The following is a 14,823-nucleotide window of genomic DNA, read 5'->3' as shown; positions in this document are numbered from 1 at the left end:
AATGTACAGTAAAGGTAACAATGAAGCGTTTTACTCCCCCAGAACAATTCCAAGTAACGAGCCTAAACACAGGGGCATTTGCTCACTTACGTCAGCTGTTTAAAATTCATCAACAAACAGACTGGCCAGAACCTGCGTATTTTGCCCCGTACTTAAATGCCATAAACGCAAATAATCTCCCCGTTCGTTTTATCGATGATGCAAAGGTTGACTTTGCTGAGCGCTATTATGAACAAGTTATTTTTGAAACTGGGGAAGTACCTACTCGCCAGCAAAATTGGCATGATCTGTTTGGTGGTTTTATTTGGTGTTTATTCCCAAAAACAAAAGCTCTAATCAATCAGCGTCATGTAGATGAAATAGCAGTGCATGGTTTAAAACAACGCAGTAAACATCGTAACGCATTAACCCTGTTTGACGAGTGTGGCGTAGTTTTAGCTATTAGTGATTCAAATTGGAAAGCATGCTTAAGAGACCACCAATGGAAAACAGCATTTATAATGCATAGAGAGCAGTGGGGTAAAACTATAGCGCCATTCATGTTTGGCCACGCTAATTACGAAATGTTGACCAAACCTTATATTGGGCTCACAGGAAAAGCATTATTTGTGAATGTACCCGATGAAATATTTTGTAAAGATTTAGTAACTCAGTACCAGTACCTAGATCAGCGACTTTATGAGATGATTAAAAATGATGATTGTTTAGCCGATAATAAACAGCTTTCACCTTTACCTTTATTAGGTGTTCCTGGTTGGTTTGAGGAGAATAACAATTCATCATTTTACGACAATACGGACTATTTTAGACCGAAACGAAGGACACGAAAATGATAGAAGTCACCGCGCTTAAGAAGAAGTTTAAGCTCACCAAAGATCATAAAAAAAATAAAATAGATGAAGTAGACCCACGCGAAGATAAAGACTTTTTTCACTCTGTTAAAAATGTCAGCTTTAGCTGTGCTAAAGGCGAAGTGCTGGGGCTACTGGGCCCTAATGGTGCGGGTAAAACCACCACCTTAAGAATGATTTCAACCGCATTAAAACCGGATGATGGCAGTATTACTATTGCTGGAAATGACATAATTAAAAAGCCACTCATTGGGCGTAAATCTATTGGGTTTTTGTCTGGCTCTACTGGTTTATATGGCCGTTTAACGGTAAAAGAAAATATCGAATATTTTGCAAAGCTACATGGCATGAGTAAGCAAGCGATCAAGGCACGTTGTGAAGAGTTATTTACCTTACTCGATATGCATAAATTTATTGATAAGCGCGCTGAAAACTTATCAACCGGTATGAAACAAAAAGCCAATATAGCGCGTGCTGTGGTGCATCACCCAGACGTTGTTATTCTTGATGAGCCAACTACCGGGCTTGATATTATGACCACGCAAACAGTAATTAATTTTATTAAAGGCTTAAAAGCACAAGGCACTCCTGTTATTTTTTCTACGCACCATTTAGATGAAGTTGCGCTTTTATGTGACCGTGTAGCGGTTATTAATGAAGGTGTAAGTTGTTTTGATGGAACGCTCGCTGAATTTAAACAAGCGGGTAACAGCGAAGAATTAAACCAAGCGTTTATGAACATATTAACGGAGAAGCAAGATGTTTGAAGTTTTTAAAAAGGAATTAACAGAGCTGCTACGCGATAAAAAAACCTTGTTATTCGTGGTGGTATTTCCGATTGTGGTTTTTCCGTTGTTATTTGCTGTGGTTGCGTTTATCTCTTCGCAAGCTGCGCTTGATGCAGAGCAAAAGGTAAATACCTATGCAATTATCAATGGCGACTTTGCTCCAGAATTTACTGATAAAGTGTTTTATCATAAAAGCTTTGAGTTATATAAAGGCGATAAAACCTTCAATAGTGTTGAGGAGCTAAAAGCAGGCGTAACTGCTGGTGATATCGACATGGGCATATACTTACCAAGCGATGCAGTGCAAACATTAGATGATAAAAAGCAAAGTGAATGGCAAGTTGTATTTAATGATTCAAAATCAATTAACTTTTTATTTGAGCGAGTAAAAGAGCTTGCTAAAGAGTACAGCGATACACTTCAAGAAAGTAAACTATTGAGCTTTGGTATCGATAAAAGCGCACAACAATCTATTTTAAAGCCTATTAATGTGGTTAAAGTTGATACTGCAGACAAACGTGAAAACTTAGGTGAAAAGATGGGTGGGCTTTTACCTTATTTACTTATTCCGTTAGTGCTAATGGGGGCAAGTTACCCAGCAATTGATTTAGGCGCTGGTGAAAAAGAACGTGGCACGTTAGAAACCTTACTACTTACACCAATTACTCGTACCGAGCTCGTATTGGGTAAATTTATTACTCTACTCACTACTTCAATCGCATCAACTACTATTACGGTGATTAGTATGGGTGGGTGGATAGCCTTAGCACTCGCATTTGCTGATCTAGAGTTTATTAAAGCTGCGTTTAGCACTTTAGGCATTACAGACTTGCTAATGATTTTTGTATTACTATTGCCAGTTGCAGCCATTTTTTCTTCATTAGCATTGGCTATATCAATTTATGCACGTTCGTTTAAAGAAGCACAAAATTACATGACGCCGTTAAGTATAGTGGTGTTTTTCCCAATTGTTATTTCTGTTATGCCTAATATGGAACTTACTACTAAAACAGCCTTTATTCCGGTTACTAACGTCGCCTTAGCGATTAAAGAAATTATTAAAGGCACAGTCGATTACACGCTGGTGGGATTGATATTTTTGGCTACGGCACTGATAGCTGGTGCGCTACTAGCATTTTGTGTTAAATGGTTTAACCGCGAAGACGTGTTGTTTAGATAACCATTTTAATTGCAAAGTATAAAAAAAGGTCGCACAGCGACCTTTTTTATAAATTATCATTAAGAGAGAGTGCTATATGCTTAGGTTTAGTGTTTATCTAGAACTAGATAAGCGAACCTTGGTTTATAAGCTATTAATAAAAAACCGCTGTATGAAAAAATCATACAGCGGTTTTTTAATGAGATTACTATTTATGATTTAAATTGCGCTTTAATAGTTTCAATTGCGCTATCAATATCTATCATAAGTTTTTCACCGGTGCGACGGTTTTTAAGTTCTACCTTATTCTCATCAAGGTTACGCTCACCAATGACAAGTGTGTAAGGTACACCAAGTAATTCCATGTCGTTAAACATAACACCAGGGCGCTCTTTACGGTCATCAAATAGCACATCTAGGCCTGCATCTTTTAAACCTTGATATAGGTTATTAGCAATATCAGGAATTCGATGCGATTTATGCATATTCATTGGCACAATTGCTAAATCGAAAGGAGCTATAGCTTTAGGCCATGTAATACCGTATTGATCGTTATTTTGCTCAATAGCTGCAGCAACAATACGTGATACACCAATTCCATAACAGCCCATAGTCATTATTTGGTTTTTACCTGACTCGCTTAGTACACCTGCTTTTAATGCTTCTGAGTACTTAGTACCTAGCTGGAAAATATGACCCACTTCAATACCGCGCTTAATTTGTAACGTGCCTTGACCACACGGGCTAGGATCGCCTTCTACAATATTACGGATATCAGCAACTTCGTAGTTTGTTACGTCGCGATCCCAGTTAATACCGCTAAAGTGCTCATCATCATTATTGGCACCGGCTACAAAATCAGCCATTACATCCGCTGTTCTATCTACAATAATAGGCATGTTCAAGCCAACTGGGCCTAAAGAGCCTGGTTTTGCGCCAATGGCAGCAACAATATCTGCTTCGGTTGCCATTTCAAGTGGAGAATCAACCAATGGGTGCTTTTCAGCTTTGAGTTCATTAAGTTCGTGATCGCCACGCAGTACTAATGCAACAAGCCCGCGTACGCCGTCTTCATTAGGAGTACCATAAACCACTAATGTTTTAACACCGCGATGGGGTTTTACGCCATAGTGTTTTTTAAGCTCATTAATTGTTTTAGCATCAGGCGTTGGGAATGCTTTTAACTCTTTGCTTGCTTGTGGGCGAGCTTCAGTTGGCGCTAATGCTTCGGCTTTTTCAATATTAGCGGCGTAGTCGCTGGCATCACTAAAAGCAATGGCATCTTCGCCAGATTCTGCAAGTACATGGAACTCATGCGATACACTACCGCCAATAGAGCCTGTATCTGCAATTACTGGGCGGTAATCTAAGCCTAAACGTTCAAAAATATTACAGTAGGCTTTGTGCATTACTTGATACGTTGCATCTAAACATTCATCGGTTAAATGGAATGAGTAGGCATCTTTCATAGTAAATTCACGGGCACGCATAACACCAAAACGTGGGCGACGTTCGTCACGTACTTTAGTTTGTACTTGGTACAAAGTAATTGGTAGTTGTTTGTAGCTGTTAATTTCTTTACGAACAAAATCGGTGATCACTTCTTCATGGGTAGGGCCCATGGCAAATTCACGATTATGACGGTCGGTAAAGCGCATTAACTCAGGACCAAACTCACTCCAGCGGCCAGACTCTTCCCATAAATCAGCAGGCTGAATAACAGGCATAAGCATTTCAATTGCGCCGGCTTTATCCATTTCTTCGCGTACTATGTTTTCTACTTTTCTTAGCACACGTAAGCCAGAGGGAAGCCAAGTGTATAAACCCGAAGCGACGCGACGGATCATTCCGGCTCTAAGCATTAATTGATGCGAGACAATTTCCGCATCGGATGGCGTTTCTTTAAGTGTAGCGAGTATATATTGACTAGTACGCATGTTTTTTCCGAAATAGAGTGATATGTTCTTTTAATTAAGGCGCTCAGTTTACCAGCGGTTGCATTGACACTAAAGCGCTAAGTGATTTTTTATCGAATTTTATAGCCATAGCAGGGCTTTAAAGTTAGCTTAACTGAGCTCAATATGAGTAACCAGATGATGAGAATCAGTCACTTGCCAAGTAATATTGTATTCATACAAATTCATACCATAGCTTTGCACGCCTTGTTTTTGCTTTTTGTAGGCAGGGCGCGGATCTTGTTTTAGCACATTACTAATAAACGCTTGTAGCTCAGGATAGTGACTTTGTTTATTTATAAATTCTATAGCCTGTTGGCTAAACTCAACACTCATTTGAGTCTCTGGGCGCGTATCGGCAAATCCAGCGCTTGCATCGGGTAATGAGTCTGAATAGGGTAAATAAGGTTTTATATCTACGATGGGTGTGCCATCAAGTAAATCAATACCGGCGAGCAATAACGCCAACTGGCCGTTTGTATACTCAATTCCCTCTAACTTTACTGCACTCATGCCAATGGCATTTGGACGAAAAGTAGCACGAGTAGCAAATACGCCTTTACGCTCATTACCGCCAAGGCGCGGCGGGCGCACCATTGCTGAATAGCCTTTATCAGCAGTTTCATGAAAACGAAATAACAGCCAAATATGGCTAAATTCATCTAATCCGCGAACAAACTCTTCACGATTAAATTCTTTGGCAAAAATCAGTTTGGCTTTAGCCTCGGGTACTAATCTAGGTTGCCTAGGAATGGCAAATTTTTGTTTATACGGAGATTGAATATGGCCAATAGCCGAAATTTGATAATCGCTCATAATGCTCGGTTATAGAAAAAATAGAGCGTTATTCTACCTGTTATTAATGTTGCTGGCATTAGCTTAATTAGGAGAGGAGTTATAGACTGATTGGTTTAAATGTAAAATTAAAAAGGTAAGGCTAAAAATAGCCTTACCTAATGTTTTAACAATTAAGCTTTTATTAAAACATGTATTGGAATGATACTGACGCAACATCCATTTCTGGATCAATATCATCTTCTAATTCATAACGCTCATACTCTAAACGCACTTGCATATTGGTTGTAAATGCATATTCAATACCTGCACCGTAAAACACGTCGCCGCCATCTTGAGATGCGCTGATGCTGCCAACCGGTAGCTCTTGAGTAACGTCTGCATCCCATTCAAACCAACCACCTTTTGCATAAACAGAAAAGTCTTCAGTGATCGGCGCTGCAAAACGTGCTGCTAACGATACGCCATCAATTTCAGCTTTGCTGTCTATATCACTCACTTCATCAAAATTTAGATAGGCAAGCTCAAGACTTAAATGTTCATTAAATTGGGTACCAATGTAACCTTTTAACATTTGCGCGTCGTCATCAAAGTCGGTGTCGTTTTCGCTATCTTCAAACTGAAATGAATATTGGCCATAACCAATACCAGTGTAAATACGCGGAGAGTCCATGTCGGTAACATCAGCTTGTGCCGCTGAATTAAAACCCAGTGTTGCTAAAGCAAGTGCAGAAAGAGAAAGTGTTTTAATCATTATATAGCTCCTTTAAAAAGTAATATCGATGAATTATTTCATCAAACGTCGATTTACTAATTGCAGTGAGCGTGCCAAGTATTATTTCGCATAATATTTGGCCTTTATGTGTGTTTGTTGAGCTGTTTTGTTTTTTTTGGCACGCAAAACAATCAGGTGTTCAGCGTGCAGTTAATCCATAAAAATTAAAAATTGTAGCTTTTACAAGTTGTTGTAGTTTCTACATACCTATAAAAGCAACTAAATTAAACTTTATCTAATAAGTTTTCTGTTTCAATGGCTATTTGCTTCATTTTAATTGCGTAGTTCTCAAGTTTTTTGTCTTCATCGGTAACCGATTTAAATTCTGGTACCGCCACAGGGTAACCCGTTTCATCCATAGCAACAAAGCTAATAACACAGTGATTGGTTTCAACTAGGTTTTGCGTTTTCGGGTCGCCACAGCGAACTTGAATAAAAATTTGCATGCTGGTTTTGCCGGTGTGTGCAATTTTTGCTTCAACCTCAACAATTTGGCCAACTAAGATAGGGCGGCTAAACTTAACGCCTGCAACCGATACCGTTACACAGTAGTGGCCGCTCCAGCCCGCAGCACAGGCATAACCCGCTTGGTCAATCCACTTCATGACCACACCGCCATGCACCTTACCACCAAAATTTACATCGGTTGGCTCTGCTAAAAAACGAAAAATTACACTCGACGACGCCATAACACACTCTCATTCATTCATATTACTTAACAGCATAGCGCAAAAAAGGGACCGAAGCCCCTGCAATTTAGGATAAGTTTATAATTTCTATAGAAAGGTTGTTACATATTGGGATAGTTAGGGCCACCAGCACCTTCGGGAGTTACCCAGGTAATATTTTGGCTCGGATCTTTAATATCACAGGTTTTACAATGCACGCAGTTTTGCGCGTTGATCACAAAGGATTGCTCGCCTTCTACTTCTTGTACTTCGTAAACGCCGGCAGGGCAATAGCGCTGAGCGGGCTCGTCAAATTTAACTAAGTTAACGTTAATCGGAATTGATGCATCTTTTAGTTTTAAGTGACACGGCTGCGATTCTTCATGATTAGTATTAGATAAAAATACCGAAGAAAGCTTATCAAAACTGAGTTTGCCATCAGGCTTAGGATAGTTAATTTTTTCAGCTTGGTTAGCGTCTTTTAAAGTTGCATGGTCAGGTACGTTATCTTTAAAGCTAAACGGTAGGGCACCCTTAAATATATTCTGATCAAGCGTGTTATATGCGCCGCCTGCAAATTTACCTAAGGTATGCATAGCAGGGCCAAAATTACGAGACTGATACAGCTCTTTATACGCCCATGACTTTTTAAACTCAGCGGTGTACTGGGTTAAATCATTATTAGCTAAATCGTTCTGTAGCGCATTAAAAATGACCTCAGCGGCTATCATGCCTGACTTCATAGCCGTATGATTGCCTTTAATTTTTGCAAAATTAAGCGTGCCAGCATCACAACCTACTAATAAACCACCTGGGAAGTGCATTTTTGGTAATGAATGTAAACCGCCTTTTGCAATGGCACGTGCGCCATAGGCAATGCGTTCTCCACCTTCAAGTGTATTTTTGAAAATAGGGTGATGTTTTAATCGTTGAAATTCATCAAACGGGCTTAAGTGTGGGTTAGAGTAATTTAAATCAACAATTAACCCCACAACCACTTGGTTGTTTTCGCTGTGATACATAAAGGCGCCACCGCCAGTGTCACCGCTTAATGGCCAACCGGTTCCGTGTACAACTTTACCCAATTGATGTTTAGATTCATCAACTTGCCAAATTTCTTTAAAACCTAAACCATAATGCTGTGGTGAACTTTCATCGTCTAAAGCAAACTGATTGATCAGTTGCTTACCTAAATGACCGCGACAGCCCTCAGCAAATACTGTGTACTTAGCGCGTAGCTCCATACCTGGCATGTAACCGTCTTTTTCATTGCCATTTTTATCTACACCCATATCGCCAGTAATGATGCCTTTTACAACATCATCTTCAATAATGACTGAATGCGCACTAAAGCCTGGAAATATTTCTACTCCAAGGTTTTCCGCTTGCTCTGCTAACCAGCGACATACATTACCCATAGAAACAATGTAGTTACCTTTGTTATGAAATGTATTTGGTGTAGCAAAGTGAGGAATTGAGGTTGCTTTATGTTCGTTGTTAAACCAGTAAATCTCATCATTTACCACTTTAGTCGAAACAGGAGCGCCGAGTTCTTGCCAATTTGGCAGTAATTCGTCAAGTGCTTTGGTTTCAAAAACTGCACCTGATAATACATGTGCGCCAACTTCTGAGCCTTTTTCAACTACACATATCATGCACTCTTGTTGTTTTTCTTGTGCTTGCTGCGCGAGTTTAATTGCTGTTGAAAGCCCCGCAGGACCTGCCCCTACAACTACAACATCAAATTCCATGGTTTCGCGTTCAATCATAATAACCTCTTTATCTATGACGGACTCACCTTTGCATTATTTGGCAAAAAGTAAGCTAAGCAACCTGTTTCTTTGTTATGCAAATTAATCGTTACAGGTTGTGAATAGTTTAAGGTTATTTTAGGTTGACGTTTACGTCAACAGGAAGTAGTCTGATTTCATAAAATAAATAGGTTGACGTAGACGTTAGCTTATAGGTTTAAATAATTATGGAGTCCCTATGAAAGTTCTCGTACCAATAAAAAGAGTGATCGACTACAACGTAAAAGCTCGCGTTAAACCTGACAACAGCGGTGTTGATTTAACTAACGTAAAAATGGCCATGAACCCATTTTGTGAAATTGCTGTGGAAGAAGCGATTCGTTTAAAAGAAGCGGGTACTGCAACCGAAGTAGTTGTTGTTACTATTGGCGCTAAAGCATCTCAAGAACAATTACGCACAGCACTGGCTTTGGGCGCAGATAAAGCGATTCATGTTGAAACAGAAGAAAATTTAGAGTCTTTACATATAGCAAAATTGCTTGCCAAAGTAGTTGAACAAGAATCGCCTGAACTGGTTATTTTAGGAAAACAGTCAATCGATTCTGATAATAATCAAACAGGTCAAATGCTAGCGGCGCTGACTAACCGTGGTCAAGGTACGTTTGCTTCTAAAGTGGTTATTGAAAATGGCAAAGTAAATGTTACTCGTGAAGTTGATGGCGGTTTACAAACCGTTGCACTTAATTTACCCGCAATAGTCACCACCGATTTACGTTTAAATGAGCCTCGTTATGCGTCGCTACCTAATATTATGAAAGCCAAACGTAAGCCGTTAGAAGTTATTGCGGCTGATTCGCTAGGTGTAGATTTAGCCCCGCGTATTGAATTGGTCAGTGTAGAAGAGCCTGCAAAACGTAGCGGCGGGATTATTGTTGAAGATGTTGCACAGCTTGTAGAAAAACTTAAAACAGAGGCAAAGGTGATTTAAATGAAAACTCTTGTAATTGCAGAGCACGATAACGGTGCCTTAAAACCAGAAACCTCAAAAACGATTAATGCCGCTAAAAAATTAGGCTTTGATGTTGATGTATTATTAGCGGGCTTAAACTTAGGTGCCATGAGTGAGTCACTCGCGAGCATTGAGGGTGTTGCGAATGTTTTACTTGCTGATAATACAGTTTATGAGCATCAACTTGCTGAAAGTATGACAGATTTAGTGTTATCACTTGCAGATAGTTACAGCCATATTGTGGCAAGTGCAACTACTACAGGTAAAAACTTTATGCCGCGTGTTGCCGCATTATTAGATGTAGCGCAAATTTCAGAAATTATTGACGTAATTGACGCAGATACATTTAAGCGCCCAATTTACGCGGGTAATGCTATTGCAACGGTTAAATCGCTCGATAGTAAAAAAGTGATCACAGTACGTGCAAGTAGCTTTGATTTACAAGGCGAGCAAGCTCCAGCTAATGTAACCGCTGTAGATGCAGTCTCTGATTCACAGTTAAGCAGTTTTGTTAGTGTTGAACAAACTGAATCAGAGCGTCCAGAGCTAACGGCTGCAGATGTGGTTATTTCGGGTGGTCGTGGTATGCAAAATGGTGAAAATTTTGCATTATTAAATGGCATTGCCGATAAACTCGGTGCCGCTATTGGTGCATCACGTGCAGCGGTTGACGCGGGCTTTGTGCCTAACGATATGCAAGTAGGGCAAACAGGTAAAATTGTCGCGCCTAATTTATATATTGCTGTGGGTATTAGTGGTGCCATTCAGCATCTTGCGGGTATGAAAGATTCAAAAGTTATTGTTGCCATTAATAAAGACCCTGATGCGCCAATATTCCAAGTAGCTGATTACGGTTTAGTTGCTGACTTATTTGATGTTTTACCACAGTTAGAGCAAGCACTATAAAGGACAGCAATAAACCGCTCCTAAAGTAACAAATTCTGATTTAAAGCCGCCGTTTCATTATTGATTCTGCGGCTTTTTTAATTCAACAACTCCACTTATCTAAATTACTTGCGATTTAAGTTTTTTTACTACAAAGTGACAGCGTTGTCATTTGTAGAAATACAAATTATTAAATAGGAGCCAAAATGACAAGGTATAAAGCACTTGATGCTATGCGTGGGCTAACCATAGCGTTAATGATACTGGTAAACACTCCGGGATCGTGGTCCCATGTGTATGCCCCTTTACTTCATGCAGATTGGCATGGCTGTACCCCTACGGATGTAATTTTTCCGTTTTTTATGTTTATTATTGGCTCTGCGATGTTTTTTTCGTTCAAAAAAACGAACAGTGCAGCCATTGCTAGCCAAGTATTAAGACTAGTTAAACGTGGAGCAATTATATTTGCCATTGGTCTAGCTTTAAATATTTATCCCTTTACTACCAATATTGAAAACTTGAGAATATTAGGTGTACTGCAACGTATAGGGATAGCCTATATTTTAGCGTCTATCTGTGTGTTGTTTTTAAATAGGCGAGGGGTGTTAACGCTATCGGTTATTATCTTAGTTGCTTATTGGTTATTACTGTTAAGCGTTGGCGCTGAAAACGCTTATACACTCGAAAATAACCTAGTTAGAGCGGTTGATATTGCCGTACTAGGTGAGTCGCATTTATGGCAAGGCAAAGGGCTAGCATTTGATCCAGAAGGGCTGATCAGTACGTTACCCTCTGTGGTGAGTATCTTGTTTGGTTTTGAAGTGACCCGCCTGTTAACGAGCACAAGTAGCCAGTGGACAAGCATTAAGCGTTTATTAGTTATTGGTGTAGTTGCAGTTGTTATCGGGCAATTAACCTCAATGGTTATGCCAATTAATAAATCACTTTGGACCAGTAGCTTTGTTATTTACACATCCGGGATTGCTTGTTTTGTGTTGGCATTTTTTGTTTGGCTTTGTGACATTGTTAAACCTGAGCGTCTTGTTAATCCATTAATTGTGTATGGATCAAACCCACTGTTTATATATGTATTATCGGCTGTGTGGGTACTGAGCTATTCACTGATTAATAGTGGAGAGCTAAACTTAGGGGATTGGATGTATCAGCAACTCGCCTTAGTTATGAGCGCTAAATTGGCATCGTTCACCTTTGCTTTATTGCATGTTATTGGCTTTTGGGTAATTTCGAATATGCTTTATAAACGAAAAATATTTATAAAGATTTAGTATTTATAACAATTTGCTTCCCTAAGCGGGAGGCAAATTGTTCAAGTATTTATGCAAATTAATATATCAGACAATAAAAAACCAACCCGCGGGTTGGTTTTTTTATTTAACGTTACAAAGCTTAGCTTAGTAAGTTGCGCTGCCTTTAGTACGTGGGAACGCAATTACATCACGTACGTTACCCATACCGGTAACATAAGCAACTAAGCGCTCAAACCCTAAACCAAAGCCAGAGTGTGGCACGCTACCGTATTTACGTAGATCGCGGTACCAGCTGTAGTCTTCTTTGTTTAAGCCCATCTCTTCAAGGCGTGCATCTAATACATCAAGACGCTCTTCACGTTGTGAACCACCAATGATCTCACCAATACCTGGTGCTACTACGTCCATAGCAGCAACAGTTTTGCCGTCTTCGTTTTGGCGCATGTAGAATGCTTTAATATCACGCGGGTAGTTTTTAATAACAACCGGTGCTTTAAAGTGTTCTTCAGCTAGGTAGCGCTCGTGCTCAGACTGTAAATCTACACCCCATTCAACGTCGTACTCAAATTTCTTGCCACACGCTTTTAAAATCTCTACAGCGTCGGTGTAGTCAACTTGGGCAAAGTCTTTTTCAACAAATTCTTCTAAACGGCTAATGGCTGTTTTTTCAACACGTAATGCGAAAAATTCCATGTCGTCACGGCGTTCTTCCAATACGGCTTTAAACACGTACTTAAGCATGTTTTCAGCCAGTTTTGCGATGTCTTCTAAATCAGCAAACGCAACTTCTGGCTCTACCATCCAAAATTCAGCAAGGTGGCGTGAAGTATTAGAGTTTTCTGCACGGAACGTTGGGCCAAAGGTGTAAATTTTTGACATTGCTGAAGCGTACGTTTCACCATTAAGTTGGCCAGATACCGTTAGAAAGGCTTCTTTACCAAAAAAGTCTTCGCTGTAATCAATCTCGCCTTTGTCTGTCATTGGCAGATTTTGCATATCAAGCGTTGATACGCGGAACATCTCACCTGCGCCTTCACAGTCACTTGCAGTAATAATTGGCGTGCTGATCCAGTAAAACCCTTGCTCATGGTAAAAGCGGTGGATTGCTTGTGCTAAACAGTTACGTACACGTGTTACTGCGCCAATCATATTAGTGCGAGGGCGAAGGTGAGCGTGTTCGCGTAAATACTCAATGCTGTGGCGTTTAGCCGACATTGGGTAGGTGTCTGGGTTTTCAACCCAACCCAACACAGTCACTGAGTTAGCTTGAATTTCGAAAGATTGACCTTGTCCTGCTGATTGTACTAATACACCGGTAACCGACACAGAACAGCCTGCTGTTAAGCTTGTAACTTCATCATAATTATTCAGTGAATTAGGAACTACCGCTTGAATAGGATCAAAACACGAACCGTCATGAACGGCTAAAAATGATATTCCTGCTTTTGAATCGCGGCGTGTACGGATCCAGCCTTTAATGGTTACTTGGCTGTCTACCGCAACATTGCCTTTTAATAGCTCTGAAATCGCTAAATGGCTCATCTTCACTCCAATGATATAAGTTGCCTAACTATATAAATTAACTGTGCGTTACTCATGCTTTTTAGCATTTGAGGTCACTGCACTTGAACCTTGTATAATACCTAGTAAAGTAAAATAAAAAAACTGTTGTGGGCAACTCTTTAAAAGTTTTTAGTGGTACGTTGTTTTTTTAACCAATTTTTGCAGTTAAATAACCACTATTACCATTTGTTGCTCTGAAATTTCATCAATTTGTGGCATTATTACTAAATAAACCGAATTGACGTATTAATAAAAAATGGATGCTATGAAACAAGTTTTTATTTTACGAGGGCTACCAGGCAGTGGTAAGTCATATTATGCGCAAAATCTCGCCGAGGAACTTTCCGGAGCAGATGAAAGCCAATATTTTATTTGCTCAACAGATGATTTCTTTGTTAACGAGCAGGGTGAGTACCATTTTGATAAGTTTAAATTATCGCAATATCATAATTTAAACTTGGCCCGTTTTATTAATGCCTTAGCACAAGGCATTGAACTGGTAATAGTGGATAACACCAATATCAAAAAGTGGGAATTTATTGCCTATTCACAAGCAGCCATTGCTTTAGGCTATCAGGTAAAAGAAGTGATTGTTGGCGAAGTGAAAGATAAATCAATGCAACACTTATACGCTAAACGCAATAGCCATAACATACCGTTAAAAACGATTAGTAAAATGGCTTACATGTTTGAGTGGTAATTATTAAATTTTAGCTAATACGTCTATATCAGAGTGTGTAATGGCATCTAAATGAGCGGTGATTTTTTCACTGCTCCAGTCCCACCATGCAATTGCTAAAAGTTTATTAATTGTCGCATCATCAAAACGCTTTTTTATCAATTTTGCAGGGTTACCGCCAACAATGCTATAGGCGGGCACATCAGACGTTACCACAGATTTACTTGCTATAATGGCACCATCAGCAACTTTGACCCCAGGCATAATAGTAGCGTTGTAACCTATCCACACATCATTACCTATTTCAGTATCACCTTTAAAAGGTAAATCACCTTGTTGAGGTGCAGATTTTTCCCAGCCATTGCCAAATATAAAAAATGGATAGGTAGAAAATCCGGAGGTTTGATGATTAGCCCCATTCATTATAAAAGTAACGTCTTTAGCTATCGCACAAAACTTACCTATGATAAGACGGTCCCCGATAAAATCGAAATGGTAAAGTACATTTTTTTCAAAGTTTCCAGGGCCATCAGGGTCGTCGTAATAGGTATAATCACCAACCTCTATATTCGCAGAGGTGATAAAGTTTTTTAAATAACCTACTTGAGGAAACCCTTCCATAGGTGATGGATTGTTTGGATTTGGTCCGTTCATAGTTTCCTCCAAAGTAGAATATA

The 14,823-nt window shown here is 39.5% G+C and carries 14 protein-coding genes; 7 read left to right on the top strand and 7 right to left on the bottom strand.

The features are described 5' to 3' along the window. Positions 1-20: 20 nt before the first annotated feature. The 3 genes from P3J6_RS12720 to P3J6_RS12710 are packed head-to-tail and all read left to right on the top strand — an operon-like array spanning position 21 to position 2,819. Positions 21-833: a DUF3025 domain-containing protein gene (locus P3J6_RS12720; protein ID WP_198523211.1), complete on the top strand. Its 813-nt coding sequence runs from the start codon at positions 21-23 to the stop codon at positions 831-833. Continuing rightward, complete coding sequence (locus P3J6_RS12715; RefSeq protein ID WP_075169185.1) at positions 830-1,618, top strand: ABC transporter ATP-binding protein; 789 nt, start codon at positions 830-832, stop codon at positions 1,616-1,618. The genes P3J6_RS12720 and P3J6_RS12715 overlap by 4 nt, the downstream gene beginning before the upstream one ends. Beyond that, positions 1,611-2,819: an ABC transporter permease gene (locus P3J6_RS12710; protein WP_138606120.1), complete on the top strand. Its 1,209-nt coding sequence runs from the start codon at positions 1,611-1,613 to the stop codon at positions 2,817-2,819. Before P3J6_RS12715 ends, P3J6_RS12710 begins: the two co-directional genes overlap by 8 nt. 191 nt (positions 2,820-3,010) lie before the next feature. On the opposite strand, the gene P3J6_RS12705 is transcribed toward P3J6_RS12710, so the two are convergent. The 5 genes from P3J6_RS12705 to P3J6_RS12685 form a co-directional block, all read right to left on the bottom strand. Then, positions 3,011-4,735: a proline--tRNA ligase gene (locus P3J6_RS12705; RefSeq protein ID WP_138595003.1), complete on the bottom strand. Its 1,725-nt coding sequence runs from the start codon at positions 4,733-4,735 to the stop codon at positions 3,011-3,013. Between the two features lie 129 nt (positions 4,736-4,864). Beyond that, positions 4,865-5,569 (bottom strand): tRNA (N6-threonylcarbamoyladenosine(37)-N6)-methyltransferase TrmO, encoded by a 705-nt coding sequence (gene tsaA / locus P3J6_RS12700; RefSeq protein WP_055012102.1) that lies wholly within the window; start codon positions 5,567-5,569, stop codon positions 4,865-4,867. Between the two features lie 163 nt (positions 5,570-5,732). Continuing rightward, positions 5,733-6,302, bottom strand: coding sequence for an outer membrane beta-barrel protein (locus P3J6_RS12695; RefSeq protein WP_054200983.1), 570 nt, complete (start codon positions 6,300-6,302; stop codon positions 5,733-5,735). Positions 6,303-6,547: 245 nt separating this feature from the next. After that, the gene (locus P3J6_RS12690) at positions 6,548-7,012 is read right to left on the bottom strand and encodes an acyl-CoA thioesterase (RefSeq protein ID WP_008113812.1); all 465 of its coding nucleotides are present in this window, start codon (positions 7,010-7,012) and stop codon (positions 6,548-6,550) included. A 101-nt stretch (positions 7,013-7,113) separates the two neighbouring features. Next, a complete protein-coding gene (locus P3J6_RS12685; protein WP_109874612.1) occupies positions 7,114-8,760 on the bottom strand; it encodes an electron transfer flavoprotein-ubiquinone oxidoreductase in 1,647 nt (548 codons plus the stop codon). A 220-nt stretch (positions 8,761-8,980) separates the two neighbouring features. Between P3J6_RS12685 and P3J6_RS12680 the strand changes: the two genes are divergently transcribed. The 3 genes from P3J6_RS12680 (at position 8,981) to P3J6_RS12670 (ending at position 11,922) form a co-directional block, all read left to right on the top strand. Then, positions 8,981-9,730 (top strand): electron transfer flavoprotein subunit beta/FixA family protein, encoded by a 750-nt coding sequence (locus P3J6_RS12680; RefSeq protein ID WP_008113816.1) that lies wholly within the window; start codon positions 8,981-8,983, stop codon positions 9,728-9,730. Beyond that, entirely contained in the window at positions 9,731-10,657 is a 927-nt protein-coding gene (locus tag P3J6_RS12675; RefSeq protein WP_198523210.1) for an electron transfer flavoprotein subunit alpha/FixB family protein, read from the top strand. It abuts the gene before it with no gap. A gap of 185 nt (positions 10,658-10,842) precedes the next feature. Then, entirely contained in the window at positions 10,843-11,922 is a 1,080-nt protein-coding gene (locus P3J6_RS12670; RefSeq protein WP_198523209.1) for an acyltransferase family protein, read from the top strand. Positions 11,923-12,048: 126 nt separating this feature from the next. Here the strand turns inward: P3J6_RS12670 and asnS are convergent, their stop codons facing one another. Then, the gene (gene asnS, locus P3J6_RS12665; RefSeq protein WP_008113822.1) at positions 12,049-13,446 is read right to left on the bottom strand and encodes an asparagine--tRNA ligase; all 1,398 of its coding nucleotides are present in this window, start codon (positions 13,444-13,446) and stop codon (positions 12,049-12,051) included. Positions 13,447-13,732: 286 nt separating this feature from the next. Between asnS and P3J6_RS12660 the strand changes: the two genes are divergently transcribed. Next, complete coding sequence (locus tag P3J6_RS12660; RefSeq protein ID WP_198523208.1) at positions 13,733-14,167, top strand: ATP-binding protein; 435 nt, start codon at positions 13,733-13,735, stop codon at positions 14,165-14,167. 3 nt (positions 14,168-14,170) lie between these two features. Here P3J6_RS12660 and P3J6_RS12655 read toward each other — a convergent pair whose 3' ends face one another. Further along, on the bottom strand, positions 14,171-14,800 hold the full coding sequence (locus tag P3J6_RS12655; protein WP_198523207.1) for a Vat family streptogramin A O-acetyltransferase: 630 nt from the start codon (positions 14,798-14,800) through the stop codon (positions 14,171-14,173). Between the last annotated feature and the right edge of the window lie 23 nt (positions 14,801-14,823).

The sequence above is a fragment of the Pseudoalteromonas sp. 3J6 genome, assembly GCF_903995135.1.
Lineage (GTDB): Bacteria > Pseudomonadota > Gammaproteobacteria > Enterobacterales > Alteromonadaceae > Pseudoalteromonas.
Note: the sequence above shows the minus strand (reverse complement) of the source record. Positions and strands in the feature narration are given on the sequence as shown.